The 26,368-nt window shown below is 61.3% G+C and carries 24 protein-coding genes; 19 read left to right on the top strand and 5 right to left on the bottom strand.

Annotation, left to right across the window (positions count from 1 at the left end):
* Positions 1–2: 2 nt before the first annotated feature.
* Entirely contained in the window at positions 3–806 is an 804-nt protein-coding gene (locus tag ACFP6B_RS00980; protein ID WP_377125630.1) for an exodeoxyribonuclease III, read from the bottom strand.
* Positions 807–984: 178 nt separating this feature from the next.
* On the opposite strand from ACFP6B_RS00980, the gene ACFP6B_RS00975 reads away from it, so the two are divergent.
* The 4 genes from ACFP6B_RS00975 to ACFP6B_RS00960 are packed head-to-tail and all read left to right on the top strand — an operon-like array spanning position 985 to position 4,375.
* On the top strand, positions 985–2,115 hold the full coding sequence (locus tag ACFP6B_RS00975) for an ABC transporter ATP-binding protein (protein WP_377125627.1): 1,131 nt from the start codon (positions 985–987) through the stop codon (positions 2,113–2,115).
* Positions 2,112–2,789 carry an ABC transporter permease gene (locus tag ACFP6B_RS00970; RefSeq protein WP_377125624.1) on the top strand — a complete coding sequence of 226 codons (678 nt, stop codon included), beginning with the start codon at positions 2,112–2,114 and terminating at the stop codon, positions 2,787–2,789. Before ACFP6B_RS00975 ends, ACFP6B_RS00970 begins: the two co-directional genes overlap by 4 nt.
* Positions 2,786–3,442, top strand: coding sequence for an ABC transporter permease (locus ACFP6B_RS00965; protein ID WP_377125621.1), 657 nt, complete (start codon positions 2,786–2,788; stop codon positions 3,440–3,442). The genes ACFP6B_RS00970 and ACFP6B_RS00965 overlap by 4 nt, the downstream gene beginning before the upstream one ends.
* Positions 3,443–3,448: 6 nt before the next feature.
* On the top strand, positions 3,449–4,375 hold the full coding sequence (locus tag ACFP6B_RS00960; RefSeq protein ID WP_377125618.1) for an ABC transporter substrate-binding protein: 927 nt from the start codon (positions 3,449–3,451) through the stop codon (positions 4,373–4,375).
* Between the two features lie 174 nt (positions 4,376–4,549).
* On the opposite strand, the gene ACFP6B_RS00955 is transcribed toward ACFP6B_RS00960, so the two are convergent.
* Entirely contained in the window at positions 4,550–5,995 is a 1,446-nt protein-coding gene (locus ACFP6B_RS00955; RefSeq protein WP_377125615.1) for a glyceraldehyde-3-phosphate dehydrogenase, read from the bottom strand.
* Positions 5,996–6,215: 220 nt separating this feature from the next.
* On the opposite strand from ACFP6B_RS00955, the gene ACFP6B_RS00950 reads away from it, so the two are divergent.
* The 4 genes from ACFP6B_RS00950 to ACFP6B_RS00935 all read left to right on the top strand — a co-directional run bounded on the left by ACFP6B_RS00950 (position 6,216) and on the right by ACFP6B_RS00935 (position 9,665).
* On the top strand, positions 6,216–7,160 hold the full coding sequence (locus ACFP6B_RS00950; RefSeq protein ID WP_237199153.1) for a carbohydrate kinase family protein: 945 nt from the start codon (positions 6,216–6,218) through the stop codon (positions 7,158–7,160).
* Between the two features lie 156 nt (positions 7,161–7,316).
* The gene (locus tag ACFP6B_RS00945) at positions 7,317–7,841 is read left to right on the top strand and encodes a YbhB/YbcL family Raf kinase inhibitor-like protein (protein ID WP_377125612.1); all 525 of its coding nucleotides are present in this window, start codon (positions 7,317–7,319) and stop codon (positions 7,839–7,841) included.
* Between the two features lie 155 nt (positions 7,842–7,996).
* Entirely contained in the window at positions 7,997–8,830 is an 834-nt protein-coding gene (locus ACFP6B_RS00940) for a Cof-type HAD-IIB family hydrolase (RefSeq protein ID WP_377125609.1), read from the top strand.
* 28 nt (positions 8,831–8,858) lie between these two features.
* Positions 8,859–9,665 carry a glycerophosphodiester phosphodiesterase gene (locus tag ACFP6B_RS00935; RefSeq protein ID WP_377125606.1) on the top strand — a complete coding sequence of 269 codons (807 nt, stop codon included), beginning with the start codon at positions 8,859–8,861 and terminating at the stop codon, positions 9,663–9,665.
* A gap of 77 nt (positions 9,666–9,742) precedes the next feature.
* Here ACFP6B_RS00935 and ACFP6B_RS00930 read toward each other — a convergent pair whose 3' ends face one another.
* Entirely contained in the window at positions 9,743–11,089 is a 1,347-nt protein-coding gene (locus ACFP6B_RS00930) for a uracil-xanthine permease family protein (RefSeq protein ID WP_377125603.1), read from the bottom strand.
* 309 nt (positions 11,090–11,398) lie between these two features.
* Here ACFP6B_RS00930 and ACFP6B_RS00925 point away from each other — a divergent pair, with 309 nt between their 5' ends.
* From ACFP6B_RS00925 to mnhG, 6 genes are read left to right on the top strand one after another with little or no spacing between them, the layout of a single operon-like run.
* Positions 11,399–14,518, top strand: a complete 3,120-nt coding sequence (locus tag ACFP6B_RS00925; protein ID WP_377125600.1) for a Na+/H+ antiporter subunit A — start codon at positions 11,399–11,401, stop codon at positions 14,516–14,518.
* 3 nt (positions 14,519–14,521) lie between these two features.
* Entirely contained in the window at positions 14,522–15,034 is a 513-nt protein-coding gene (locus tag ACFP6B_RS00920) for a Na(+)/H(+) antiporter subunit C (RefSeq protein WP_237206033.1), read from the top strand.
* 3 nt (positions 15,035–15,037) lie between these two features.
* Entirely contained in the window at positions 15,038–16,654 is a 1,617-nt protein-coding gene (locus tag ACFP6B_RS00915) for a Na+/H+ antiporter subunit D (RefSeq protein WP_377125597.1), read from the top strand.
* Positions 16,651–17,235, top strand: coding sequence for a Na+/H+ antiporter subunit E (locus tag ACFP6B_RS00910; RefSeq protein ID WP_377125594.1), 585 nt, complete (start codon positions 16,651–16,653; stop codon positions 17,233–17,235). The genes ACFP6B_RS00915 and ACFP6B_RS00910 overlap by 4 nt, the downstream gene beginning before the upstream one ends.
* Positions 17,232–17,651 carry a monovalent cation/H+ antiporter complex subunit F gene (locus ACFP6B_RS00905; RefSeq protein WP_377125591.1) on the top strand — a complete coding sequence of 140 codons (420 nt, stop codon included), beginning with the start codon at positions 17,232–17,234 and terminating at the stop codon, positions 17,649–17,651. Before ACFP6B_RS00910 ends, ACFP6B_RS00905 begins: the two co-directional genes overlap by 4 nt.
* 3 nt (positions 17,652–17,654) lie before the next feature.
* The gene (gene mnhG / locus ACFP6B_RS00900; RefSeq protein ID WP_135012247.1) at positions 17,655–18,011 is read left to right on the top strand and encodes a monovalent cation/H(+) antiporter subunit G; all 357 of its coding nucleotides are present in this window, start codon (positions 17,655–17,657) and stop codon (positions 18,009–18,011) included.
* Positions 18,012–18,143: 132 nt separating this feature from the next.
* Here the strand turns inward: mnhG and ACFP6B_RS00895 are convergent, their stop codons facing one another.
* Together ACFP6B_RS00895 and ACFP6B_RS00890 are read right to left on the bottom strand one after the other, a co-directional pair.
* Positions 18,144–20,126, bottom strand: a complete 1,983-nt coding sequence (locus tag ACFP6B_RS00895) for an OPT family oligopeptide transporter (RefSeq protein ID WP_377125588.1) — start codon at positions 20,124–20,126, stop codon at positions 18,144–18,146.
* Between the two features lie 188 nt (positions 20,127–20,314).
* Positions 20,315–21,796 carry a peptide MFS transporter gene (locus ACFP6B_RS00890; RefSeq protein WP_377125585.1) on the bottom strand — a complete coding sequence of 494 codons (1,482 nt, stop codon included), beginning with the start codon at positions 21,794–21,796 and terminating at the stop codon, positions 20,315–20,317.
* 179 nt (positions 21,797–21,975) lie between these two features.
* Here ACFP6B_RS00890 and ACFP6B_RS00885 point away from each other — a divergent pair, with 179 nt between their 5' ends.
* The 5 genes from ACFP6B_RS00885 (at position 21,976) to ACFP6B_RS00865 (ending at position 26,274) form a co-directional block, all read left to right on the top strand.
* On the top strand, positions 21,976–22,305 hold the full coding sequence (locus ACFP6B_RS00885) for a rhodanese-like domain-containing protein (protein ID WP_377125582.1): 330 nt from the start codon (positions 21,976–21,978) through the stop codon (positions 22,303–22,305).
* 107 nt (positions 22,306–22,412) lie between these two features.
* Entirely contained in the window at positions 22,413–23,837 is a 1,425-nt protein-coding gene (locus tag ACFP6B_RS00880) for an anthranilate synthase component I family protein (protein WP_377125579.1), read from the top strand.
* 184 nt (positions 23,838–24,021) lie between these two features.
* Positions 24,022–24,438, top strand: coding sequence for a GntR family transcriptional regulator (locus tag ACFP6B_RS00875; protein ID WP_237206040.1), 417 nt, complete (start codon positions 24,022–24,024; stop codon positions 24,436–24,438).
* The gene (locus ACFP6B_RS00870) at positions 24,435–25,349 is read left to right on the top strand and encodes an ATP-binding cassette domain-containing protein (protein ID WP_237222108.1); all 915 of its coding nucleotides are present in this window, start codon (positions 24,435–24,437) and stop codon (positions 25,347–25,349) included. The genes ACFP6B_RS00875 and ACFP6B_RS00870 overlap by 4 nt, the downstream gene beginning before the upstream one ends.
* Positions 25,342–26,274, top strand: coding sequence for a hypothetical protein (locus tag ACFP6B_RS00865; RefSeq protein WP_377125574.1), 933 nt, complete (start codon positions 25,342–25,344; stop codon positions 26,272–26,274). Before ACFP6B_RS00870 ends, ACFP6B_RS00865 begins: the two co-directional genes overlap by 8 nt.
* Positions 26,275–26,368 lie beyond the last annotated feature (94 nt).

Genomic DNA, 26,368 nt, shown 5'->3' with positions numbered 1-26,368 from the left:
AGCTAGCTAATCTCAACAATCACCGGGGCGTGGTCCGAAGCCCCCTTGCCCTTGCGCTCTTCTCTATCAATCTCAGCGCCCACAACTCGCTGGGCCAGCGCGGGGGAGTAGAGCTGAAAATCAATGCGCATGCCCTCATTCTTGGGGAAGCGTAGCTTGGTGTAATCCCAGTAGGTGTAGGGCACCGTGGTGTGTTCACGGGCCACATCAACCAGCCCCAGAGGCTCTTCAAGAAAAGCCCTAAAGGCTGCCCGCTCAGGCTCGGTCACGTGGGTCAGCTGATTTTCCCTAAAGAAGTCGATATCCCACACATCCTCGTCGCGGGGAGCGATATTGAAGTCTCCCACCAGGGCAAACTGCGCCGCGGGGTCCTGCTCTAGCCAGCTGGCGGCGTCCTTGCGAAGCTCTTCCAGCCAGGCCAGCTTGTAGGGCATATGCGGGTCGTCGATACCGCGACCGTTAGGCACGTAGAGGCTCCACACCCGAACCCCGCCGCAGGTTGCCCCGATAGCGCGAGCCTCAACGACGGCGTCCTCACCGGGCTTACCAAAAGCGGGCTGGTTGGTGAAGGTGCGCTGAATATCCTCAAGCCCTACGCGGGAGGCAAGGGCCACCCCGTTCCACTGTGACAGACCGAAATGGGCCACCTCGTAGCCGGAGTACTCAAAAATTTCGTAGGGGAAGGTCTCGTCGGTGGCCTTGGTTTCTTGGATAGCGAGCACGTCCACGTCGCTGCGCTCTAGCCAATCTTCCACGCGCTCGGCGCGGGCACGGATAGAGTTCACGTTCCAGGTAGCAATTTTCATGTCACCAGCCTAGCAACCGACCTGCCGCCTTAAAAGTGTAACTGCCTGTCACTTTTAGCAGGGCGGGTGCACTTATGGCAGGGTACTTGCTGTTTTGGAACCTGATGGAATAGGGTGGAACCCACGGGTGTTAGGTTGCTGGAGCAAAACCTTCCCCGCCTCAAACGAAAGAGCAACTATGGCAGCGTCCTCCGCTATTGAATTCCGGTCGGTCACCAAGAAATACGGTGACACGGTGGTGGTAGACAACCTTAACCTCAGTATTCCTCGGGGGAGCATCACGGTTTTTGTGGGCCCCTCGGGCTGCGGTAAAACGACCTCCCTGCGCATGATTAACCGCATGGTAGAACATACCGGCGGGGAGATTCTGGTGCGGGGAGAAGCCAACACCTCCCGCCCAGCCCACGAGCTGCGTCGCTCTATGGGCTATGTGCTGCAGCAGGCGGGGCTTATGCCCCACCAGAGCGTGCTCGACAATATCACCACCGTGCCCCGCCTCAAAGGGGTGTCTAAGAAGCAGGCCCGTGCCGAGGCCCTAGAACTTCTCGATACCGTGGGCCTAGACCGCGCATCTGCCAGTAAGTACCCGGCCCAGCTATCGGGTGGTCAGGCCCAGCGGGTGGGCGTGGCTAGAGCCCTGGCGGGGCAGTCAGATATTTTGCTCATGGACGAGCCCTTTAGCGCTATCGACCCTGTGGTGCGGGCTGACCTGCAACAGAGCCTTCTGGGCCTGCAGCAGAAGCTCCAGCGCACCATTGTCTTCGTCACCCACGATATCGACGAAGCTGTGCTCCTGGGGGACTACATTGCCGTTTTTGCCCCCGGCGGCGCCATCGCCCAGTTCGGCACCCCCGAAGAGATTTTGCGGGCCCCGGCCTGTGATTATGTTGCTTCATTTGTGGGGCGCGACCGCGGCATGCGCCGCCTGACCTTTGCTGGGGCGGGGAACGTGGCCGTCCGCCCCCTGCAGGCCGCTGAGGCCGAGGGCTGGCAGCTGAGACTAGCGGACGGACGCCCCGACGGCTGGGTCACCGGCGGCAGGCACCTGCCCGGTGGCTCCCTCTTCATGCAGGGCGGAACCCTGCGTGATGCCCTGGATTCGGTGCTGTCCTCACCCTCCGGCTGGGGTGTGGCGGTTGACGAGCAGGGGCTGACCCTGGGCCTGCTGGAGGCCGATAACGTGCTCGAAGCGACCCGGCAGGAGCGCTACCTGCGCTACGGCCTGGAAGCCCCCTGGGCCCGCGCTGATGGGGCCGATAGGGGCCTAGAACCCACCGACGAGACCCCCGGTAGCGGGGCGTCCGCATGAGCTGGTTTCTAGCGAACCTGCCCTACATCGGGCAGCTCACCACGCTGCACCTGGCGCAATCGGTCATACCTGTGCTGGTGGGCTTCGTCCTTGCCCTACCCCTGGCGCGCCTGGCCCTGGGACGGCGGGCGGACGGGCGCTCCACCGAGGCCTACACCCGCACAGGCCGCCTGCGTAAAGGGGCGGTAGTGAACGGGGCCTCCCTGCTCTACACTGTGCCCTCACTAGCGCTTTTCGTGCTCATGCCCCTGGTGCTGGGAACTTCTATTACTTCCCCGATCAACGTCTACGTGGCCCTGACCGTCTATGTGCTAGCCATGATGGTGCGTAGCGCTGTAGACGCCTTCGAATCGGTCTCACCCATCACCTTGGAGGCGGCCACCGCCGTAGGCTATACCCCGCTGCGTCGCTTCTGGCAGGTGGAACTGCCGCTCTCACTACCGGTGATGATTGCGGGCCTGCGCGTTGCCCTGGTATCGAATATCTCCATGGTCTCGGTGGGTGCAGTGATCGGCATTCAGTCCCTCGGTACCCTCTTCACAGACGGGCTGCGCCGCGACCTGCCGGCTGAAATTATCACCGGGATCGTGCTCACCCTCGTCCTGGCCCTCGCTCTTGACCGCCTCCTGGCCCTGACCGGCGCCGGGCTCACCCGCTGGAGGAACCCCTCATGATTTTTCAGGACGTCTGGGCCTGGTTCACCGCCCCCGGCGCCTGGGCGGGCGCTGGCGGTATCTGGCAGCGTCTCGGCGAGCACCTGGCCTACTCCGGCCTGGTGCTCCTGATAGCGGCGGCTATCGCCCTGCCGCTCGGTGCCTGGGTGGGGCACACTGGCAAGGGACAGAACCTGGTCGTAGCTCTCACCGGTGCCCTGCGAGCCCTGCCCACCCTGGGCCTGCTCACCCTCTTCGCTCTCTGGCTGGGACTGGGGCTGACCGCCCCGGTACTTGCCCTCGTCATACTGGCGATCGCCCCGCTCCTGGCGGGCACCTACGCCGGTATTGCGGCGGTGGACCCCGTTATTAAGGACGCCGCCCGCGCCCAGGGTATGACCGGCTGGCAGGTGCTCACTCGGGTAGAAATTCCCGTGGCCCTGCCCCTCATTTTCGGTGGCATCCGTAACGCGGTGCTGCAAATCATCGCAACCGTCACCGTGGTTGCCTACATCAACCTTGGTGGGCTAGGGCGCTACCTTATCGATGGGCTGGCAGTGCGCGACTACACCCGCATGGTTGTGGCCGTCCTGCTCGTTGCAGCCCTCGCCCTGATCGTCGATGCTCTACTTGCCCTTGTGCAGAGGGCCCTCACCTACCCCGGACTAAGGTAAACACCCATGACATCACCCCGCCTCACCCGACGCTCCCTCTTCACCGGGGCAGGACTCGCCGCCGGGGCTCTAGGCCTTTCCGCCTGCGGCCTGGATGGATCCACCGCCTTTGGCAGTGGAAGCGCCACCGGCACCATCACCGTGGGCTCGGCCGACTTCACCGAATCACAAATCATTGCTGAAATCTACGCTGCCGCCCTGCGCGCCCGCGGACTAGATGCCACCACCAGCCCTGCCATCGGCGCCCGCGAAGCCTACCTCGGGGCCCTGCGCGAGGGCACAGTCTCGGTGGTCCCCGACTACTCCGGTAACCTCCTGCTCTACTTCGACGCAGAGACCACAGCCGTCACCGCCCAAGAAATTGTGCAGGCGCTCCCGGCAGCTCTGCCCGAAGAGCTAGGTGTTCTCGCGGCCTCAAGCGCTGAGAACAAGGACTCCCTGGTCGTCACCGCCGCTACCGCCGAAGAACACGGTCTGACCAGCCTGGATGACCTCACCGCCCTCAGCGGCCAGCTCAGCTTGGGCGCACCCCCGGAGTTCGCTGAGCGAGCCTACGGGCTACCCGGCCTAGAGCGCCTCTATAGCTTCACACCGGCCTCCTTCGAACCTATCAACGACGGCGGCGGCCCGCTTACCGTTGCTGCCCTGGCCGATGGCACCGTTGATATCGTGGATCTCTTCTCCACCGACCCCGCCATCACCGTCAACAACTTCGTGGTGCTTGAGGACCCCAAAAATATGATCCTGGCCCAGCAGGTGCTGCCCGTCATCAACACCCGCCAGGTGTCGGTGGCTGCGGCCCGTGTGCTCGATGAGGTCTCAGCCCTACTCACCACCGAGACCCTGATTGAACTGAACACGCGCGTCTCCGGCGCCGAAAAAGCAGCCCCCGCCACCGCGGCAGGGGACTGGGTGAGTGAGAACTTCGCGTAAATCGTAACTCAACACCGTGCTGCAAAAAGGGCAGGGGCATAGGCTACCGCCAGCGACCCTCTCGCTCCTCGCCTGGCGGCTCGTCACGATTCACGCCAGCCCCGAGCCAGCTGGCTCGTAGCCTATGCCCCTGCCCCTCCGAACGTACGGCGGGCGTCCGCGCTCTTGGGCCTGCTAGGCCGCTGCGGGGAAGCTCTGCAGCTTGCCGCCGATCATGGTCTCCAGCACACGAATCACCTGGCAGGAGTAGCCGAACTCGTTGTCGTACCAGACGTAGAGGATAGCGTTATCGTCACCGGAGGTGATGGTAGCCAGGCCGTCCACGACACCGGCGGCGCGGGAGCCAACGAAGTCGGTTGAGACGACCTCATGGGAGTCGGTGTAGTCAATCTGGCGGCGCAGGTTAGAGCGCAGGGAGCGCTCGCGCAGCAGGTTGTTGAGCTCTTCCTTGGAGCCGACGGGCTTCTCAAGCTGAAGGCTCAAAATAGCCATAGAGACATCGGGGGTGGGAACGCGGATAGCGTTACCGGTCAACTTGCCCTCCAGCTGGGGCAGAGCCTTAGACACTGCCTTAGCGGCGCCGGTTTCGGTAATGACCATGTTCAGGGCAGCGGAGCGGCCGCGGCGATCTCCCTTGTGGAAGTTGTCGATCAGGTTCTGGTCGTTGGTGAAGGAGTGGACGGTCTCAACGTGGCCGCGCTTGACGCCGAAGACCTCGTCCATCACGGCCAGCACGGGGGTGATGGCGTTGGTGGTGCAGGACGCTGCTGACAGGACGGTGTCGCTATCTTCGATGATGTCGTCGTTGACGCCGCAGACGATGTTCTTTACGCCCTTGCCGGGAGCGGTGAGCAGGACGCGCGCAGCCCCCTTGGCCTGCAGGTGGCGGGAGAGGCCGTCCTTGTCGCGCCAGCGGCCGGTGTTATCGACCACGATAGCGTTCTCAATGCCGTGGGCGGTGTAGTCGACTTCGGCCGGGTCAGAGGCGTAAATGAACTTGATGGGGGTGCCGTTGGCGATGATGGTGGAGTTCTCTTCGTCCACGCGGATGGTGCCCTTGAAAGCACCGTGGACGGAGTCGCGGCGTAGTAGGGAGGCGCGCTTGTAGAGGTCGTTGTCGGTGTTCTTACGAACAACAACCGCGCGGAGCTTGGGGCCGGGACCGGTGGAACGCTCCAGCAGAATACGGGCCAGCAGGCGGCCGATGCGGCCAAAGCCGTAGAGTACGACGTCCTGTGAGGCGGCTTCAATCTGGCCCTTCTTGCCGACGACGGGAGCCAGTTCTTCCTTCAGCCAGGCCTCAAGATCACCGGCACCAGAAGCCTCAAACTTGCGCTGCAGGCTGGCCAGACCCAGCGAGCAGGCACCTAGGTCGAGGGTGCTCACAATTTCAAGGATCTTCAGGGAATCAGCCGGGTTCAGCTCAACATCATCAATCTGACGGGCAAAACGGTGAGCCTTCAAAATCTGGATAACAGACTTGTTGATCAGGCTGTGGCCGTGAATAGAGACAACCACATTGTTCTCTCGATTCAGCTTGCCAATCAGGGGAATCATAGCCTCGGCTTCAGCCTCGGAGGCAAGCCACTGCTCGTGAGCGTTGTCGGCAGAAATAGTCATGGTGTGACCTCTTCCTCGATGAGTAGCGTCATTGAACTCATCGGTTAGCAGCGCGGCGGTGCGCTGGTAGCTGGTGACTGGCGGCCCACACGCACGCCGCGCAGGAGCGCAACAGGCTGGTGGGCACTACAGACCTAAGTTTATAGTTTGTTCTCTCACATGTGGAGTTTGTGACGCGAAACTTCTCTGAGGCCGGGGCCACAGCCGGTAAAATAAGGGCATGCTCACTGTCATTGGCGAAGCCCTCGTAGATGTTGTCCAGCGCCCCGGCGCCGAATCCCACGCCCACCCCGGCGGTTCCCCCATGAACGTTGCCGTCGGCGTCTCCCGCCTGGGCCACGAGGCCCAGTTCATTGGCCGCTACGGCAAGGACGCCTACGGTGAACTTATCGACGCGCACCTGCGCGCCTCGGGCGTCCTGCTCCCTGTCGGTGCTGACGCCAAAAAAACCTCCGTTGCCCAGGCAACTATTGGCGAAACCGGCGCCGCGGAGTACGAGTTCGATATCGACTGGTCACTCGACGCTGCCCAGGCGGCGCTCGACGAGGTGGGCAAGAACGCCACCGCAGTGCACGTGGGGTCTATCGGTGCCATGCTAGAGCCCGGTGCGTCCGCTGTGCTCAACACCGTCAAGCAGGCAGCCCCCCACGCCCTGATTTCTTACGACCCCAACTGCCGCCCCTCCATCGTGCCCGACGCTGCAGAAGCGCGCGCCTGGGCTGAGAGCATCGTGCGTCACTCGGACGTGGTGAAGGCTTCTGACGAGGACCTTCTGTGGCTCTACCCCAACCGCACCCTGGAAGAATCAGCGCGGGCCTGGCTGGAGCTGGGTGCCTCCCTGGTGGTTGTGACCCGCGGCGAGATGGGCCCCTGGGCTATTACCCGCAAGACCTCGCCCGACGGCATCGCCCTGCCCGCCTACCGGGTAGAGGTTGCTGATACCGTGGGTGCAGGCGACTCCCTCATGGCAGCCCTCATTGCGGCCCTGCTCGATCGAGACATCAAGGGCAAGGGCGCCCGCGCCGCTATTGAGCTGCTGAGCAAGGACGACCTCAAGGAGATCCTGGCCTTCGCAGCGGTTGCCGCCGGCATCACTGTCTCCCGCGAGGGGGCTAACCCGCCCAGCCGCGATGAACTGAACGCTGTGCTCTACCCGCAGGGCTAGTTCCGCCGCTCCCCTCCCCGAGGGGACCGCAAAACTAAAGAAGGACCGCATATTTTGCGGTCCTTCTTTAGTTTTCAGGTCCCTTTTCGTGAGGGGGGATAGTCAGTAGACTGGTTAGTGCATAGCCAAAGCCCATCAACGACGAGGAGGCCCCTCATGCTCAACCGCGAACCCTACGCAGACCTGCCTGACCTGCCTACCTTTACGCTCGCGTCCGCCGATATCACCGAGGGAGAGACCCTGCCCCGCGCCCAGGTCTCCGGCACCATGGGCGCAGGTGGCGAGGACGTCTCGCCCCAGCTCTCCTGGAGCGGCTTCCCCGAAGAAACCAAGTCCTTTGTGGTGACCTGCTTTGACCCGGACGCCCCCACCCCCTCAGGCTTCTGGCACTGGGCAGCCTCTAACATCCCCGCCTCGGTCACCGAACTGGCCACCGGCGTCGCCGAAAACCTGCCCGAAGGAGCCCTGGGGCACCTCAACGACGGCGGTACCCGCGGTTTCGTTGGCGCAGCCCCACCCGCCGGGCACGGCCCCCACCGCTATATCTTCTGCGTCACCGCCGTTGACGTAGAAAAACTCGACATCGACGAAAACGCCAGCCCCGCCGTGGTCAACTTCAACCTCTTCTTCCACGGCATCGCCCGAGCCTTCTTAACGGCGACCTACGAAGAAGAGAACTAGAGAGCTTGCCTAAAGATAGATGAAGCAGGCTCACAGCGAAGCTGCTGGCTCGGCGGCTGGCGTGAATCGCTTGTGAGCGTCAGCGAACCAGCGAGAGGGTCGGCAGCGAGCGTGAGTCTGCGGAATCTTTCTAGCAAGCCTCTAGAATGTAAAGCATGATTAAACTGATTGCCAGCGACCTGGACGGCACCCTCATCGGGAGCGATTTCAGGTTCCGTCCCCGCACCTTGCAGGCCCTGCACGCGGCGGCGGATGCTGGCGTCCGTATCGTCTTTGTAACCGGCCGCCCCTTGCGCTGGTTGGCTCCCGTGCTGGAGCAGCTCGGCGAGGAGTGGAACGGCGAGAACTCTTTTGCCTTCTGCTCTAACGGTGCGGTGACGTTCGATATTGCCCGTTCGCAGGTGGTTGCTACCCGCACTATCAGCGGGGCTGAAATTCTGGCCCTGCACGCTGAGCTGGAGCAGGCTTTCCCTGGAGCTCTCTATATCGCGGAGACCCTGGAGCATGTCTACGTGCAGGGAACCTATGACCCGCACGCGCAGGAAGACACCAGCAAGGTGGTGGAGGGGCAGTTGGAAGAGATTCTGGCACCCGATGCTGAGGTTGTGAAATACCTGCTGTTCCGGGATGGTTCGGTACCTGCCGATCTGCTGGCCCGCGTGCAAGAGATTGTGGGGGAGCGGGCATCTGCAACCCGCTCTGCCCCCTACCAGCCCCTGGTGGAAATTGCGCAGCGGGGGCTGAATAAGGGCCGGGTGCTGGCTGACTTTGCGGCTTCGCTGGGCATTGGCCCTGATGAGGTGGCTGCTTTTGGGGATATGCCCAATGACTTTGAGATGCTGGACTGGGCAGGTCACGGCTACGTGATGGCATCGGGTCTGCCGGAGCTCAAAGACCGGGTGGGGCGTATCTGCCCGGGGTTTGAAGAGGACGGTGTTGCCCAGATTATCGAGCGCATGCTGGCTGAACGCCAGGGGCGCCAGTCCTAAGTTACTGGCCGGTAATATACTGGTTCTTATGCCTTCACACGCATTTTCATCGTCTTCGCCTGATCACACCCAGATTTATGCCCACAGAGGGCTTGCTATAGACCAGGCTGAAAACACCGAGGGAGCTTTCCGTTGCGCCCTCGATGCTGGGGCCCACTGGCTCGAAACCGACGTGAACACCACCGCTGACGGCCAGGTACTGGTTTTTCACGACCCCACCCTCAATCGTTTGGTGGGCCGCCCGGGCCGGGTGGCTGAGATGACCTGGGATCAGCTGCGTGACCTGGACCTGGTGGACGGAGGTCAGATTCCCCGCCTGCGCGACATGCTCGAGGCCTTCCCCGAGACTCGTTTCAATATTGACCTTAAGGACGCCGGTTCGGCGGCCGAGGTTGCGCGGGTGCTGGTAGCTGCCGGGGCGGTAGAGCGGGTGCGACTGGCGTCCTTTTCGGAGCGCCGCCTGCGGCAGGCGCACCGGGCGGCCCAGAATCTAGGGGTGCAGATTCCCCTGAGTGCCTCGCAGTCGGCCTTCACTTTTTTCTATGCCCTATCGCGCATACACCCTAGCTTGTGGAGTTTTTTGAGGCCGATAACTCGCAGATTCATGCTTCCCTTCGATGCGGTTCAGGTGCCGGCTTATCATCGGGTGGCGGGCCGCCACCTGCGCATTGTTGACCGCAAGCTGGTAGCTGCCGCCCGTCGGGCCGGGGTGGAGGTACACGTGTGGACGATCGACGATGAACGCACTATGCGGGAACTTATCGCCCTGGGGGTCAACGGAATCGTCACTAACCGCACCGACCTGCTCGCGGGCGTCCTCGCCTCCTCCCAGTAGGTACCATTTAAACTAGAAAAACCCACCAACTAGGTGGGTTTTTCTGACTCAGATGGTACCTACTGCCGGTTGAAGGGCTAGTGCACGTCGCCCTTAGCCTCGGTCGGGGTCAGCGGCTCCGGATGGGCCTTCGACGCCTTATTGAGTGCCGCCATCAGGTGGTAGACCACCAGGGTCGCGGCAGTACCCAGAGCAATACCGGCGAACTGCAGGTCGCCAATATCCCAGGTGTAGTCAGCGATACCCACAATCAGGGCCACGGACGCGGCGGTCAGGTTGACCTGGTTTGAGAAGTCCACGCGGTTCTCAACCCAGATACGCACACCCAGCATGCCAATCATGCCGTACAGCACGGTGGCAGCGCCGCCCAGCACACCGGCAGGCACAGACGCCACGGCCGCACCAAAGACCGGGAAAATCGAGAGCAGGACGGCGAAAATCGCAGCAACCCAGTAAGCGGCGGTGGAGTAGACCTTGGTTGCCGCCATAACACCGATGTTTTCGGCGTAGGTGGTGGTACCCGAACCGCCGCCAGTACCGGCTAGGGTGGTGGCAAGGCCGTCCGCCATGAGGGCGCGGCCGGAGTACTTGTCGAGATTATCCCCGGTCATGAGGGCAACGGACTTCACGTGACCGATGTTCTCAGCAACCAGCACCAGAATGACGGGAATGAAGAGGCCGGCCAGGTTCCAGTGAAATTCGGGGTGCTGGAAGTGGGGCAAGCCAATCAGGCCCTGCTCGGCCCAGGTCTTTTCGATGGTGGTGAAGTCAACCTCACCACGCAGCACGGCGGTGATGTAGCCAATGACGACGCCCAACAGAATCGACAGGCGGCCAATCATGCCCTTGAAGAGCACTGAAATCAGGATGATGGAGCTCAGCGTTACCAGGGCGGTCACGGGCGCTTCCATGAAGTTGTTCTTGGCGGACGGTGCCAGGTTGAAGCCAATCAGCGCCACGATGGAGCCGGTGACGACCGGGGGCATGAGCTTGGTTAGCCAGCCGGTTCCGGCGACCTGAACAATCAGGCCAACAATGAACAGGGAGACACCTGCCATGACGATACCGCCCAGGGCGCCGCCGGGTCCGTACTGGTTGGTGGCCGCTGCCAGGGGTGCGATGAAGGCGAAGGACGAACCCAGGTAGGAGGGCACGCGTCCTGCGGTGATGAGCAGGAAGAGCATGGTGCCGATACCCGAGAAGAAAAGGGTGGTGGCCGGTGGGAAGCCGGTCAGCAGGGGCACCAGGAAGGTCGCACCGAACATAGCAACGACGTGCTGCGCGCCGATACCGATGGTGCGGCCCCAGGTGAGGCGTTCGAGGGGGCGGACGACCCCGCCCGGGGTGATGTTCTTGCCGTCGCCGTGCAGGGACCAGGCGAGGCCGAGCTGGGAGCCCTTTTTGGGCTGGGAACCGTTAGACATGAGATGCTTTCGCAGTGTGTGGGTAAATCGTCCTTATTTTACGCCGTGGAAGAGGTGAGCGGACGGCTGTGGTTTCAGCGGGTATGTGTGATGTTGGCTGAGATTCTGCGTAGCGCAGACCAACTCAAAAATATGTATCAGGGTTTGCACCGTGCGAACCGCACAGAAATAAATGAAATATTACAGGCTCTATGAGACCGGGGTCATCGACAGGTAAACTAAGTATGCCTACTCTTTAAAGGAGAGAGTCTTGCCGTCCTTGCCCCGCGGGTGACGGCTCCCACCGCCGCCGACCCTAAGGGCCGATACGTGACCACAGTTCTTGCGCTTTTCCTGCTTGTGTCCATAGTGACCCCCTGGCTTTACCGCCGCATGGGCACCTCAACCTTCTACCTGCTGGCCGCGATTCCAGCTGCCGTGCTCGCCCTGGTGCTGACCAAAACCGGCCAGATTCTCGGTGGCACCCCCTGGAGCGAGAGCTACCAGTGGATTCCCGAGCTGGACATGGCGCTCACCTTCCGCATGGACACCCTCTCGTGGGTCATGAGCCTGCTGGTTCTGGGCGTAGGTTCCCTGGTGCTCTTCTACTGCGCCAGCTACTTCAAGCACTCCACCGGCGATAACGGCCAGTTCGCGGCCTACCTCTTCGGCTTTGCCGGTGCCATGTTTGGTCTGATTACCGCAGATGACTTCATCCTCATGTTCATCTTCTGGGAAATCACCACCATTCTCTCCTACCTGCTTATCGGCTATTCCCGCCACCGCCTTTCAGCCCGCCGTTCCGCCCTGCAGGCCCTCACGGTCACTACCGCTGGTGGCCTGGCCATGCTGGTCGGTATCGTCATGCTGGGCTACAGCCTGGGTACCTACTCTCTGGCCGAACTCGTGGAGCGGGGCCCGAGCGTCCTCGCCGCCGCCCAGGAGGGCCACGGCCCCCTGACCATGGGCATGCTCTCTGCCGCCCTCGTGCTGATTCTCTGCGGTGCCCTCTCCAAATCAGCAATCTTCCCCCTGCACTTCTGGCTACCCGGCGCTATGGCCGCCCCCACTCCGGTCTCTGCCTATCTGCACGCGGCGGCGATGGTTAAAGCCGGTATCTACATCCTGCTGCGCCTGGCTCCCGGCTACGGCGAGGTGGCAATCTGGCAGAACGTCCTGATTATCTTCGGCGCCTTCACCATGGTGTTCGGCGGCTGGGCCGCTCTCAAGCAGACCGACCTCAAGCTGATTCTGGCCTACGGTACCGTCTCGCAGCTGGGCTTCCTGGCCCTGGTGATCTCGGGGGGAACTCCGGACGCCATCTACGCGGCTATGGCGCTCATGGTGGCTCACTCCCTGTTCAAGGCGACCCTCTTCCTCTCGGTCGGTATTATCGACCACCAGTCCGGTACCCGCGACATCCACAAGCTCTCGGGTATCTACCGCCGCGCCCCTAAGCTGGCTACCGTCGCCACCATCTCAGCGGCCTCCATGGCGGGTATTCCGCCCCTGGCCGGCTTTGTGGCCAAGGAAGCGGTACTCGAAACCTACCTCTCCCACACCACCGGCTGGCAGGGGGCAACCACCCTGATCGCCATCGTCCTGGGCTCTATCCTTACTTTCGCCTACTCAGCCCGCTTTGTCTGGGGTGCCTTCGCCATCAAGCCCTACGCCTACATGCACAAGGAAGGCGTCAAGTACTGCCGCGTAGAAAAGGGCATCGCCGACTTCGAAGAGGTCGATAACGGAGATATCGATATCAACACCCGGGCCCTTGCCCGCAACCGCCGCGGCCAGAAGCTCAGCCCCGATACGGCCTTCCACCCGGTCTCCTTTACCTTCCTCTTTGCCCCGGCGGTACTGACCGTCCTAACTATCGTCTACGGCCTCTACCCTGAGCCGGTGCACCTCTTTGTCAAACCTTTCCTCAAGGCCTTCCCCGAAACTGCAGCCGAACTTGAACTGCACCTGGCCCTGTGGCACGGCGTCACCCCGGCCCTGCTGACCTCCCTGGTCATCATGGCCATCGGTACCCTGCTCTTTATCTTCCGCAAGCAGATTGAAGAGCTACAGGGCATTCTTCCCTCGGCCCCCAGCGCCTCTATCGTCTACCGCGACGTGATTGACGGGCTCGACCGCCTGGCCGTGTGGGTCACCGGTATGACCCAGCGAGGCTCCCTGGGCTTCTACCTGGGCGTCATTCTGATTACCGCTGTGGTGGTTCCCTTCGCTGCCCTCTTCGTCAACGAAACCCCGCCGCTGGCTAACGTGCGTGTCTCGGAGTCCCCGGCCCAGTGGTCGATTGCCATCGTCATGATCGTGGCGGCCCTGGTCGTGGTCTTCGTGCGCAAGCGCTTCTTGGCCATCATGATGGTCTCGGTGACCGGCTACGGCATGGCTATTCTCTTCGCCCTGCGCAGCGCCCCCGACCTGGCGACCACCCAGCTGCTGGTTGAAACCATCGTGCTGGTGGCCTTCGTGCTGGCTATGCGCGTGCTACCCCGCCAGATTCCCCGCATCCGCTCCAAGGATGGTAAGGACGGCGCCCACAAGACCCTGCGCGTTATCATCGCCCTGGGCTTCTCGGCCCTCATGATGGCTCTGGCCATGTTCACCTTCTCGTCCCGCTCCCTCGACCCCATCTCGCTTGAGATGCCCCGCCTGGCCTACGAAATTGGCCACGGCTACAACGTGGTCAACGTGACCCTGGTCGATATGCGTGGCTGGGACACCTTCGGCGAAATCTCGGTGCTGGCCCTGGCAGCTACCGGCGTTGCCTCCCTGCTCTTTATCGAAGGACGCGCCGACTCGGCGTCCGCGCGCAGGCTCGACACCCAGGCCATGAAGAAAATCGAGAGCTCCTTCGCCAAGCGTACCCAGATTACTGTGGCCCAGCGCGTGGCAGGCCAGTTCTCCTCGGTTGAGCGCGACCCCTTCATCGTGGCAGGCCGTACCCTGCCCCCGGAATCCCGCTCGATTCTGCTGGAGGTTATGACCCGCCTGCTCTTCCACACCCTCATCATCGTCTCCTTCTACATGCTGATTGCCGGCCACAACCTGCCCGGCGGCGGCTTTGCAGGTGGCCTGATGGTGGGCCTGGCCTTCGCCGTGCGCTACCTGGCCGGTGGCGGCGCGGAGCTGCGGGCGGCGTCCCCCTTCTCCGCCGGCACCTTCCTGGGTGCTGGTCTGGGCATTGCCACCCTGTACGCTCTGGCCCCGGCCCTGTGGGGCGACCCCATCTTCTCCAGCTACGTGCTGGACTTCTGGCTGCCGGTCTTTGGTGACGTCCACTTCGTCACCGCCACTATCTTCGATATCGGCGTCTACCTGCTGGTGATCGGCCTGGTGCTCGATATCCTGCGTAGCCTGGGTGAGCGCATTGACCTCAAGCTGGTAGCTGAGCGCCGCAAGAAAGAGAAGCAAGCCCGCGACAAGGCACGAAAGGCATAAACCATGATTATCGACCTCAGTCTAATCCTGGTCATGGGCGTGCTCTACGCCGTGGGGGTCTACCTGATTCTCGACCGCTCCATGACCCGCGTGCTCCTGGGCCTGATGCTCATGACCAACGCGACCAACATCCTGATCCTGCACGCGGGCGGCCCTGCCGGCCTGGCTCCCTTCTACAGCAAGGACATTGCCGCAGAAGATTACTCCGACCCGCTCCCACAGGCCCTGATTCTGACTGCTATCGTCATTTCTTGCGCGGTAACCGCCCTGATTCTGGGTATTATCTACCGTTCCTGGCTGCTGTCTAAGGCCGACGAAATCACCGACGACGCCGAAGATATTCGCGTGGCGGAGCAGGACGCTTTCGATAAGGAAGAGGACGCCGCCGCCGAGTTCGATGCCTCGGAGTTCGACGCTGACGAAGCGACCCGCGAAAAAGCATTCAACGAAGCAGAAGAGAAGAAGAAAATCAGTCAGACAAGCGCCCAGCAGACCGTGTCAAAGAAGGGGGACTAGCCCGTGGATATTGCCCAGCTCGCCCCCCTCTGCATCATCATTCTCTTCCTGGCCGCCGCCATTACCTTCATCTCGAAGAAGGACAGCGTGCAGCGCGTCATCGCCTTCGCCGCGGTAGCTATTACCCTGGTTTTTGAGGCCCTGCTCCTGGCTTCGGTCTGGGACGCTGCGCCCCAGACCGTGTACCTGGCAGGCTGGGAGGCCCCCTTCGGTATCACTATGGTGGTAGACCAGCTCTCGGCGCTTATGCTAGTGGTCTCGTCTACCATCTCGCTGGCGGTGCTGGTCTTTGCCACCGGTCAGAACCTGCAGGACGAGGACGACGAGGTACCCATCTCGGTTTTCTACCCCACCTACCTGCTGCTGCTGGCGGGTGTGTCGAACGCCTTCTTGGCGGGCGACCTCTTCAACCTCTACGTGGGCTTCGAGATTCTGCTCATGGCCTCCTACGTGCTGATTACCATGAACGCCAACACCCCGCGTATTCGTGCGGGCGTGACCTACGTGGTGGTTTCGGTTGTCTCGTCCATGCTCTTCCTCACCGCCATCGGCTTTGTTTACGCCTCGGTGGGCACTATCAACATGGCCGACCTGTCGCTGAAGCTGGGCACCCTGCCCGAGGGTACCCAGATGCAGCTGCACCTTATGCTGCTGATTGCTTTCGGCATCAAGGCTGCGGTCTTCCCTCTCTCCCTCTGGCTACCTGACTCCTACCCCACAGCCCCGGCGCCCGTGACTGCCGTGTTCGCGGGTCTGCTGACCAAGGTGGGCGTGTATGCGATTATCCGTACCGAAACCCTGCTTTTCCCCGAAGGACGCCTGGATACACTTCTGGGAGTCGTGGCAGGTTTGACCCTGTTCGTGGGTATCTTAGGTGCCCTGGCCCAGGGCGATATCAAGCGTCTGCTCTCCTTTATTCTGATTAGCCACATCGGCTACATGATCTGGGGTATCTCGCTGGGTAACGAGCTGGGTCTTACTACCGTGGTCTTCTACATCGCCCACCACATCGTGATTCAGACCGGCCTCTTCATGGTGGTTGGCCTCGTAGAACGCCGGGCCGGTTCGACCAACGTGCGCCGTTTGGGCGGCCTGATGAAGACTGCCCCCGTCCTGGCCCTGCTCTACTTCATTCCCGCCATCAACCTCGGCGGTATCCCGCCCTTCTCCGGCTTTATCGGTAAGGTCGGCTTTATCGAGGCGTCCGTAGAGAACGGTAGCGCCCTGGCCTACATCAACGCGGGCGTGGGCGTCCTGGTCTCCCTGCTGACCCTGCTGGCCCTGGCCCGTGTCTGGAACAAGGCCTTCTGGCGCCCCGCCAAGGAAGCCGAAGAGCCCACCCCCGAACTGGTCATGGCCGAGCACTCCGACGACCCCGCCCATTACGAGACCAAGCCGATTCCGGCGTCCATGATGGCCTCCACCGTCTCCCTGGTCGTGGTGGGTGTGCTGATCACCCTCTTCTCAGGCCCCCTCTTCCAGCTGGCAGATAACGCCTCCGACAACCTCTTCAACCCCGACGTCTACATCAGCTCGGTCTTTGGCCCCGACGCCCCCAGCCGGGCCGAGTACCTCGAACAGCAAATCGTCGATAACAACTCCCAGGAGGTGAACCAGTGAAAAAGCCCAACCTCTCACACGAGAGCCTGATTCACGCTATCCCGCCCTTCCTCTGGCTGGTCTTTGTCTGGTGCGCCCTCTGGCAGGACTTCTCCCTGCGTTTCATCGCCTTCGGCGCGGTGCTGGCGGCCCTGACCATGTCGGTCTTCCGGCTGCCAACCCTCTACCTGTCGAACCGCTTCAACATCTTCTACGCGGCGCGTTTTGTGGTGGAACTCTTCTGGAATATCGCCAAGGCTTCAATTGAGGTGATGTGGCTGGCCATGACCTTCCGCCCGCCCCTGCGCAACTCGGTGGTCGCCGTGCAGCTGCGCACCCACTCCGACCTGCTGCTGACCGCCGTTTCGCACACCATGTCGCTGATTCCCGGCTCCGTGGTGGTTGAAGTGGACCGTTCCCTGTCGGTGCTCTACTTCCACGTGCTCAACACCTCCACTCCCGAAGAAATCGAGCGTTTCACCCGCCAGGTGGCCTACTTCGAAGACCTCATCATCAAGGCCGCCGGTAGCCGCGAAGAGTACGAAGCTCTCAAACAGGACGAAGAAGCCGACCGCACAGCCAGCCGAAAGGAGCACGCATGACCTGGGCTATCTGGGCCACCGGCCTGATTCTCACCCTAGCCACCTGGGGCACCGTCTACCGCATCTGGAAGGGCCCCGCCCTGCTGGACCGCGTGCTCGCCAGCGACGTGCTGCTCTCAATTCTCACGGCCGCGCTCTGCGTGCTCATGATTTATACCGACAGCCAGTTCTTCCTGATTCTGCTGGTGGCCCTCGCCATGATCGGCTTCGTGGGGTCGGTGACCGTGGCCCGCTTCGCCGATAACTCCAAGGCGGACGAGAGCACCCCGGTTTCCCGTTTACATGAAGGACGCCCCCGCCGCAGCTCCCGCAAGAAGGGCAGCAAGTACGCCCCCGGAGAACTGGCAGAAGACACCGATAAGCAGGGGCACGGGGGTGCCCACCCCGTGCGGGCGAGCAAGGACCTGGGGGAGTAAACCGTGAATCTTGATACCGTTTTCGATGCCCTGACCATCATCTGCATGATTCTGGGTGCCTTCATGTCGCTGGGTGCTGCTATTGGCCTGGTGCGCTTCCCCGACCTGCTCACCCGCCTGCACTCGGGCACTAAACCCCAGGTTTTCGGCATGATTCTCATGCTGCTGGCCGTGGCTTTCCACTTCCGTTCCCTGGCGCTTCTGCCCGTACTGCTGGTTATCCTGCTTCTGCAGATGCTCACCATCCCCATCTCAGGGCACATGATGGGCCGCTCCGGCTACCGTAACAAGCACTTCCGCAAGGACGACCTGCGCCACGACGACCTGCGCGCCCTGGTCGATGAGGTGGAGGGGAACTAGCGAACCTAACCTGCGGGCGTCCGTCCGCCCCTACCCGCAAGGGGACCGCAGAACCAAAAAAGGACCGCGAAATATGCGGTCCTTTTTTGGTTCTGCGGTCCCCTTTCAGAAGAAGTGGGGAAGGGCAGAAGGTTAGGAGGTTACGGCGTCCTTCTTTGCCTTGCGGTAGAGGGCCCAAATAACCAGGATGAAGACGACCGGGGCCAGGTAGTAGCCGCCGCCCTCGACCCACTGGTCACTGAAGACACCCAGGATATCGGGGTTGCCCGCCGCCGCGATAATACCGGCGTTGACCACGCCCCACAGCGACTCGCCCACAATCATGCCGGTTGCTACCAGCACGCCCATGCGCTCGGCACCCTCAGCGTTGCGCTGCTTGGCGGCCCAGCGGTTGTAGAGGAAGCCCAGCAGGGCGCCGACGGGAATGATGAGGGTCAGGGCGATAGGCAGGTACATGCCCATACCGACAGCGAGGGCAGGCAAGGAGTACTTACCCTTGGTGGTAGCGGTCAGAACCTCGTTGATGGCAATAATAACCACGCCGATAATGGCGCCGAGGCCCAGCAGTTCCCAGTTGAGGGAGTTGCCGAAGATGCCCTGAGCCACACTGGAGAGCAGGGCAGCCTGAGGGGCCGAAAGGGCCTCCTCACCAGCGCCGGGGGAGCCTGCGAAACCGAAACCGGTCAGGAGCAGCTGCAGAACGGGCGGGATGATGGCAGAGCCGAAGAGAACACCGACAATCAGGGCAACCTGCTGCTTCCAGGGAGTAGCGCCAACGAGCTGGCCGGTCTTGAGGTCTTGCAGGTTGTCGTTAGAAATCGTGGCAATACCGAAAACCACGGCAGCGGTGAAGAGGGTGTAGGCGACCAAGGAGGCGGTGTCTGCGTCGTTGCCGATGACGGTCTTGATGAGCAGGGCCGCAGACAGGACGACGATGATGCCCACACCTGAAATGGGGGAGTTCGATGCGCCGATCAGACCTGCCATGTAGCCGCAGATAGAAGCTACAATCAGGCCCACAAGCAGGACGTAGACGATGGAGAGGACGATGAGGGTTCCGGTGTGGTGGGCAATGGCGGTGTCTTTGACGAAGAGCCAGAGCAGCAGGCCGACCGGGATCATGGCGCCGATGGTTACGCCGGCGACGGTGGAGAAGGGGATATCGCGCTCGGTGATGTCAACGGTCTGGCCAGCCTGGCGGGCGCGGGAAGCTACCAGGGAGTCCTTGATGCCCTTGATGATGGGGCCGATGATTTTGACGAGGGTCCACACCGCTGCAACTGCCATGGTGCCCGCGCCGATGAAGCGGACGTCCTGGGAGAAGGTTGAGGAGACGACGTCTGAGATATCGCCGGACGCCGGCAGCAGGCCTGAGGTGCGCATGGGTAGCAGCACGCCGTAGGAGATGAGCAGGCCAACGATCATTGAGATACCGACGGCCAGGCCAACCAGGTGGCCAACGCCGATCAGAGCCAGGGAGAAGGAGGTGCTGACCATGGTGCCACCCGCGCCGAGGCGGAAGAACTGGGTGAAGCCGCCTGCTACCGCCTTCAGCGAGGTCAGGATGGCGAAGCCAGCAGATGCCAGTGAACCCCACACAATCATGCGCAGGCCCTTCTGGTTTTCTTCTGCAAAACCCTGGTCGTTACCGACCTTGAGCACCTCAGCCGCTGCAACACCTTCGGGGAAGGGCAGGTCTGAGCCGGTGACCAGCGCACGGCGCAGGGGGATGGAGTAGGTAACACCCAGGACGCCGCCGATAGCGCAGACAAAAGCGGTGGTCCAGTAGGGGAAACCTGCCCACCAACCAATCATGACCAGGCCGGGCAGCACAAAGATAATTGCAGAGAGGGTACCCGCTGCTGAAGCGATGGTCTGCACAATGTTGTTCTCCATGATGGAGTGGTTCTTGAAGTTGCGCAGAATCGCCATGGAAATCACGGCTGCGGGGATAGAGGTCGCGAAGGTGAGGCCAACTTTGAGGCCCAGGTAGACGTTCGCGGCGGTGAAGACCAGGGTGATGAGACCACCGAGGATGACGGCGCGAAGGGTAAATTCGCGGACGGGGCTGGAAGACCCAGTGGGGGCTGGCGCCTCTGCTTTATGTGAGGACAAGATCAACTCGTTTCCGAAAAAGTGCCAATGATGGTGCGGTTCAGGTGATGCTGCTTCTGAAGCCAGCCTCAACAATACTCCTGTGGCTTGGCATATTTAAACTTCAGCGTGCATATATGCAAGAATCTGCTGAGCCTGCGCACGGTGGTGGCTCCTTTGTGAAAACGTAAAGGGCAGGGGGATAGGGCTTAGCGGATGCCTGCCATCTTTTTGACAATCCAGCCGTTTAGAGCCCAGAGAGCCACACCGATACCGATGGTTACAACACCCAGCGTGGTGAAGTAGGCGACCTCGGTCTCGAGTGAGTAGAACTGACCCAGCCAGCCGGCCAGTACAGTACCCAGGGAGATGGAGGTGAAATAGAGCGCTACCATTGCTACACGATGCTTCTCGGGAGCCAGCTTAGTTGCTAGAGAAGACCCTACCGGTGAGATAGAGAGCTCGCCCATGGTGCAGATAAAGAGAATCAGCACAATCCACATGAAATTCACGTTAGTGTTGCCCGCCTGGGTCAGGAAGATGAGGAAGGCGATACCAATGAGAATAAGAGCGATAGCAAATTTGACCGGGGTCGTGGGCTGACGATCACCGAGCTTAGTCCACATGGCCGTGAAAACAGCACCGAAGATAATGATGAACACCGGGTTGATGGAGTTCATGAACTCGGGAGTAAGCTGCAGACCCAAGATATTCCAGTTGATACGTGACTCTGAGTAGACTGCCAGCACGGTGAACTGCTGCTGGAAGAGGGCCCAGAAAGCTACGTTACCGATGAACATAGGAATGAAGGAGACCACGCGGGAGTGCTCTTCAGAAGTAGTGAGCTTGGAGGTCAGCAGGGTATAGAAAAGCAAAGCTGCGCACACAGCCACGGTGCACATAACCCAGGTAGCCAGGTTAGCGGGGTTGATGAGACCGGTGAAAACCAGAACGAGGATAACAGCAACGATAGCTACCGCTGCAAGGGAGTAGGTACGCTTCTCGCTGGCGGTTAGGGGCTGGGAGAGCTGGTGGACGGACGCCGGTAGGTTCTTACGGGTGAGCGAGTACTGGATGAGGCCAGCAGCCATACCCAGAGCAGCCAGGCCGAAGCCAACGTGGAAGCCGTAGTTTTCACGCAGAATGCCGGTGAGCATGGGGCCGAGAAGGGCACCAATATTCACGCCGATGTAGAAGATGGTGAAGCCACCGTCTCGGCGGGGGTCGGTCTTGCTGTAGAGCGATCCGACGAGCACAGAAGCGTTGGTCTTAAGGCCGCCAGAGCCAATAGCAACTAGAACCAGACCCGCAATAACACCGGCAGCACCGGGCAGAATCGCCAGAGCGATATGACCTGCCATGATAGCCCAGGCTGAGTAGTAGAGGGTACGCTCGGGGCCGAGCACACGGTCACCGAGGAAGCCGCCCACCACAGCCATAAGGTAGACCATGCCACCATAGGCACCCATAACGCCTGCTGCTGAGGCCTCACTGAGTAGACCTAGACCGCCACGGTCAGCCTCCCAGTAGAGGTAGTAGAGCATGATGACCTGCATGCCGTAGAAGGAGAAACGCTCCCAGAGCTCTACCGAGAAAAGGTTAGCTAGCATGCGGGGGTGGCCAAAGAACCCCCGGTTTTTGCTTGATGCGTCTGCTGGGTTCGGCGGTGTTGCCGCGGGCAGAGTAGACATATCGACTCGCTTATATAGATAGGAAAACCGTGTGTGCACGGTATCTGTTCGGTAGGTAACGATACTCTTCTCAGCTGGCTTAGTTAAACCCGTCAGTCACGTTTCTTTAGGTTTAGGCTGCGGGCTATTAGAGTTAGTGGCGACAGCACTTAGATATTTTTATCGTGAAGGAGACCCTTATGAACGACGATTTACGCCAGGTAACCGTTGATGAAATTCCCGCAGACGCCAAAATCCTTGACGTGCGTGAGGACTACGAGTGGGTAGAAGGCCACATCGAGGGCGCCCAGCACATCCCCCTGGGCGAGGTGCCCGAACGCTACGGTGAAGTTCCCCTCGACGAGGACGTCTACGTTATCTGCCGCGCCGGTGGCCGCTCCCTGCGCGCTGCTGCCTACCTCACCCAGTACGGCTTCGACGCCGTCAACGTCATCGGCGGTATGGGTGCCTGGCAGGACGCCGAAAAGCCCATGGTCTCAGAAAACGGCGAAACCCCTCAGGTTCGCTAACTCGATGGCCGGTAGCTACGGTTTTACCTGCGCAAGCCACCCTTAACGCCAGCCCCGAGCCAGGCTTGCGCAGGTAAAACCTTCGCCTGTCTCGTTACAATAAGTCGGTGACCTCTCTAACCTGTCGTGTCCTGAACTTCCCGGTAGAACCCGCCGCCGCCTTCCCCGTGCTGGCTGGTAGTTCTGCGTATGCTTTTTGGCTGGATTCAGCCCGCGACGAGTCGCCTATGTCCCGCTACTCCTACCTGGGGGCGCCCCTGGACGGGGGAGTGCTGCGCTATGCGCAGCCGGGGCAGGTTGATGTGCTCGATACGAGCGGACGCCCGTACCAGGTTTATCGCGACAGTATTTGGCAGGTGCTCCCCGACTTCCTGGAATCCGCGCCCCGCCCCGAACTCGATGAGGGTCAGGACGTCCCGCCCGCCGACGTCCTACTGGGCGGCTATGTGGGGTTTATGGGCTATGAGGCTCACGCAGACCTAGAAGTCACCGCCTTCCACAGCGAACACCCCCAGCGGGTGGCCCGCACCCCCGACGCCCTCTGGATGCCCGCCACCCACTACCTGATGTACGAGCACGATAGCGGGAAAGCCTGGCTGGTTGGCCCCGCTGACTGGGTTGAAGAGACCGCACAAAAACTGCTTAAAACCAGCACTTTACCTGAATCTATAGCCGGTCAAGAATATGCTTCGCGGGTAGTTTTACCCGACTTCCCCCTGCCCGATCGAACGGACTATCTAGCTGCTATTGCCACCGCCCAGGCTGAGATTGCTGAGGGCAACAGCTACGAGGTGTGCCTGACGGCTGAGACCTCCCAGCAGCTGCCCACCCCACTGGGTGCCGATGAACTTCTGAGCCTCTATCTGGCCCAGAGGCAGGCCAACGCCGCCCCCTACGCCGCTTTCTTACGGTGCGATGACTTCACGGTGCTCTCGTCCTCGCCTGAGAAGTTCTTGACTGTCACCGCTGAGGGCCGCGCCGAAGCCAAGCCCATCAAAGGCACCGTGCCGCGGGGTGCGTCCGCTCATGAAGATGCCCAGGCGGCCGCCTGGCTCGCGAGTGACCCCAAAACCCGGGCCGAAAACCTCATGATTGTGGACCTGCTCCGTAACGATCTTTCCCTGGTCTCCCACCCTGAGAGCGTGCGGGTGCCGGTGCTGATGGGGGTGGAATCCTACTCGACCGTACACCAGCTGGTCTCGACCATCGTCTCCCAGCTGCGTCCGGGCATCACCGCCCTGGACGCGGTCGCCGCCTGCTTCCCCGGCGGCTCCATGACCGGGGCGCCCAAGGCCGCCACCATGGCCATTATCGACCGGCTTGAGGGCCGGGCCCGCGGGGTCTACTCCGGTGCCCTGGGCTACTTGGGGGCGGACGGCTCAGCCGCCCTCTCCATCGTCATCAGGACGCTGGTAGCCCACTCGGACGGCCTGGTCACCCTGGCAGCGGGTGGGGCGATTGTCGCTGACTCCGACCCGGCCGCTGAATATGACGAGATGGTCACCAAGCTCCGGGCGGCTGTGCCCAGGTAGCACCTGGTAGGGGTTGCGATAAGGTAAATAACCCTGTGAGCTGTGGGGTAGGCGGAAGCCTGCCCCTCTTTTTTTAAAAAACTCTTGCGCTTCCCCGCTCTGCAACTTAGGTTAATTACATGAGTAACTAACCAACTAGCCTGCCCGCTGGGCAGGTTAGGTAACCACACAGAAGGAGGTGCTCATGCTGACCGGTGACAAGCCGATCTTCCAACAAATTGCAGACCATATCAGCAGCGAAATTCTGGCAGGAACCTATGCCGAAGAAAGCCAGGTTCCCTCCACCAACGAATTCGCTCTCTTCTACCGGATCAACCCTGCAACCGCCGGTAAAGGCGTCAACCTCCTGGTCGACCAGGGCGTTCTCTACAAGAAACGAGGTATAGGCATGTTTGTGGCAACGGGGGCACAAGACATTCTGCGCACTAACCGGCGGCGCGACTTCATTGCCGGCTACATCACCCCGCTCATTGATGAGGCCCGTACCCTGGGCCTGAGCCAGGACGAGGTTCTCACGGCCCTCCGCGCCGGTTTCAATGTTGAGGGCGGTGGAGGCGCGAGCTCCCTGCAGACCCTCGGCGAAAGCGGGGAGCAGTCATGACGGCAGTAGTACGCACCCAGGGCCTCACCAAAATCTACGGCTCCACCGCAGCCCTCTCAGACATTAACATCACCCTGGAGGAGGGGCTTATCTACGGTCTGGCCGGGCGAAACGGCTCCGGTAAGACCACTTTGCTCGCTGCCCTCGTCGGGCAGGTTACCCCCACCAGCGGTTCTGTTGAACTCTTTGGTGCCAAGCCGAGTGGGCGCATCCTTGCCCGAACCCACTTTCAACGCACCTACCTGGCCTACCCCGACGGACTGAAAGTGCGGGACGTCCTGAGACTGGCAAGCCTAGCGTATCCAGCCTGGAACGAAACCCTGGCTGATACCCTCATCAAGGACTTTGCCCTCAACCCTGCGGCCAAGGCTCGCAAGCTATCCGATGGGCAGGCATCCGCCCTAGGAATCATCGTTGCCCTCGCCAGCCGGGCAGAACTCACCCTCATGGACGAACCCTACTCCGGCCTGGACCCTGTCGCCCGCACCATTTTCTATGACCGGCTCCTAACTGACTTTGCCCTCAACCCACGCACCATCGTCCTCTCCACCCACCTGCTCAATGAAATTGCGCCCCTGCTAGACCGCGTGCTGATGCTCCGTGACGGCGCCCTCGTACTCGACGGGTCCCACGACGAGGCTGCCACCAGCGCCCACGAAATTGCCGGTAGTCAAGACGCTATCAACGTCTACCTAGCCCGTACTGGACTAGTGGACGCCGTCGCCCGGCAGCGCGCAATCGGTTCGCTGGTCACAGCCCTACTCGCCGCCCCGCTCACCGAAACGAACGAACAGCTTGCGGTCTCGCTCGGAGTTCACATTCAACCCGTCAGCCTGCAGGACTCCCTGGCCGTACACAGCGACGCCACCTACTCACCCCTACTTGAGCCCCAAGGAGGTCGCCATGACTAGCACACTTCACGCTGAGCCCCTCTACCCAGCTCTACCGGAAGCACAGCCCACCCGTACCGGGGGAGGTACTCGTACCGTCTTCCGTATGCTCCTGAGCGAGCGGGCTACCAGCACTCTGCTTCCCCTGTTCCTGCCGCTCGGTGTTGCAGTACTTATGCTGGGACTCGCTTGGGTTCATGCGGTTCTGACCGGCCACCCGCTGGCGGACTACAGCGGCTTCATTAACCACAACTCTATGCAGGTCATTATCCTGCCCCTGGTTCTGGGTGTGACTATGCTCCTCAGCTACCGGTCACATGCCCGGCTCATACTGGGGATGGGGCTAGGGCGCTGGGACTACTTCCGTGGCTACCTCTCCTTAGCCCTCTACCGGGCAGCCCTTGCCACACTGGTCTACGCTGTAACCCTTGCCCTCGAATTGCTGAACAAGGGCTATGGGCGCGGGTGGCAGGTGTTCAACCAGGACTTCGATACCTGGTCGTTTGCCTTTGATAAGACCTACAGCACCCTGGGGCGTACATACGCGGTAACAGATTACCTAGCTACCTGGTTTATCGTCCTGCTGGCTGTGCAGGTGGCAGCCCTCTTTATTGCCATAGTCTCCCTACGCTGGGGGTCTCTGGCGATGTGCCTGATGCTGTGTGTAGTGGTCCTGCTCATCTTCAATATTTCCCGTCAGCTCTTCGGTGCAACTGCCTGGGATATGGGTATTGGCACCCTCTGGGGCCAGTTCCATTCCGATTACGATACCTACAACGTCTGGGAGCTAGCTGCAGCTCAGGGCGGAGTCGCTGACCGGGATATCTCTGTATTTGATCATCCTCCCCTTGAGTTGATCGTGTGGAAGTACGGTTTGCTCGTCTTCCCCCTCTGCGCCGCCTACCTGCTCTCCGCTGTGAGCTGGGCCCGAGCGTCCCTACGCTAACCTGCCCTGCCTGCTACCCCCTAAAAAGTGCAAGTGCCTGTCACTTTTCGCGGGGCACTTGCACTTTTCGCGGGGTAAATATCTGCCGGTCTAC

Origin of the sequence: Rothia nasimurium (assembly GCF_042660305.1) — a bacterium.
In the GTDB taxonomy this organism is placed as follows: Bacteria; Actinomycetota; Actinomycetes; order Actinomycetales; family Micrococcaceae; genus Rothia; species Rothia nasimurium.
Note: the sequence above shows the minus strand (reverse complement) of the source record. Positions and strands in the feature narration are given on the sequence as shown.

Excerpts from the sequence above, each read along its gene's own strand:
- ACFP6B_RS00980 (WP_377125630.1), bottom strand. The coding sequence starts at position 806 with ATGAAAATTGCTACCTGGAACGTGAACTCTATCCGTGCCCGCGCCGAG.
- ACFP6B_RS00975 (WP_377125627.1), top strand. The coding sequence starts at position 985 with ATGGCAGCGTCCTCCGCTATTGAATTCCGGTCGGTCACCAAGAAATAC.
- ACFP6B_RS00970 (WP_377125624.1), top strand. The coding sequence starts at position 2,112 with ATGAGCTGGTTTCTAGCGAACCTGCCCTACATCGGGCAGCTCACCACG.
- ACFP6B_RS00965 (WP_377125621.1), top strand. The coding sequence starts at position 2,786 with ATGATTTTTCAGGACGTCTGGGCCTGGTTCACCGCCCCCGGCGCCTGG.
- ACFP6B_RS00960 (WP_377125618.1), top strand. The coding sequence starts at position 3,449 with ATGACATCACCCCGCCTCACCCGACGCTCCCTCTTCACCGGGGCAGGA.
- ACFP6B_RS00955 (WP_377125615.1), bottom strand. The coding sequence starts at position 5,995 with ATGACTATTTCTGCCGACAACGCTCACGAGCAGTGGCTTGCCTCCGAG.
- ACFP6B_RS00950 (WP_237199153.1), top strand. The coding sequence starts at position 6,216 with ATGCTCACTGTCATTGGCGAAGCCCTCGTAGATGTTGTCCAGCGCCCC.
- ACFP6B_RS00945 (WP_377125612.1), top strand. The coding sequence starts at position 7,317 with ATGCTCAACCGCGAACCCTACGCAGACCTGCCTGACCTGCCTACCTTT.
- ACFP6B_RS00940 (WP_377125609.1), top strand. The coding sequence starts at position 7,997 with ATGATTAAACTGATTGCCAGCGACCTGGACGGCACCCTCATCGGGAGC.
- ACFP6B_RS00935 (WP_377125606.1), top strand. The coding sequence starts at position 8,859 with ATGCCTTCACACGCATTTTCATCGTCTTCGCCTGATCACACCCAGATT.
- ACFP6B_RS00930 (WP_377125603.1), bottom strand. The coding sequence starts at position 11,089 with ATGTCTAACGGTTCCCAGCCCAAAAAGGGCTCCCAGCTCGGCCTCGCC.
- ACFP6B_RS00920 (WP_237206033.1), top strand. The coding sequence starts at position 14,522 with ATGATTATCGACCTCAGTCTAATCCTGGTCATGGGCGTGCTCTACGCC.
- ACFP6B_RS00905 (WP_377125591.1), top strand. The coding sequence starts at position 17,232 with ATGACCTGGGCTATCTGGGCCACCGGCCTGATTCTCACCCTAGCCACC.
- ACFP6B_RS00890 (WP_377125585.1), bottom strand. The coding sequence starts at position 21,796 with ATGTCTACTCTGCCCGCGGCAACACCGCCGAACCCAGCAGACGCATCA.
- ACFP6B_RS00885 (WP_377125582.1), top strand. The coding sequence starts at position 21,976 with ATGAACGACGATTTACGCCAGGTAACCGTTGATGAAATTCCCGCAGAC.
- ACFP6B_RS00875 (WP_237206040.1), top strand. The coding sequence starts at position 24,022 with ATGCTGACCGGTGACAAGCCGATCTTCCAACAAATTGCAGACCATATC.
- ACFP6B_RS00870 (WP_237222108.1), top strand. The coding sequence starts at position 24,435 with ATGACGGCAGTAGTACGCACCCAGGGCCTCACCAAAATCTACGGCTCC.
- ACFP6B_RS00865 (WP_377125574.1), top strand. The coding sequence starts at position 25,342 with ATGACTAGCACACTTCACGCTGAGCCCCTCTACCCAGCTCTACCGGAA.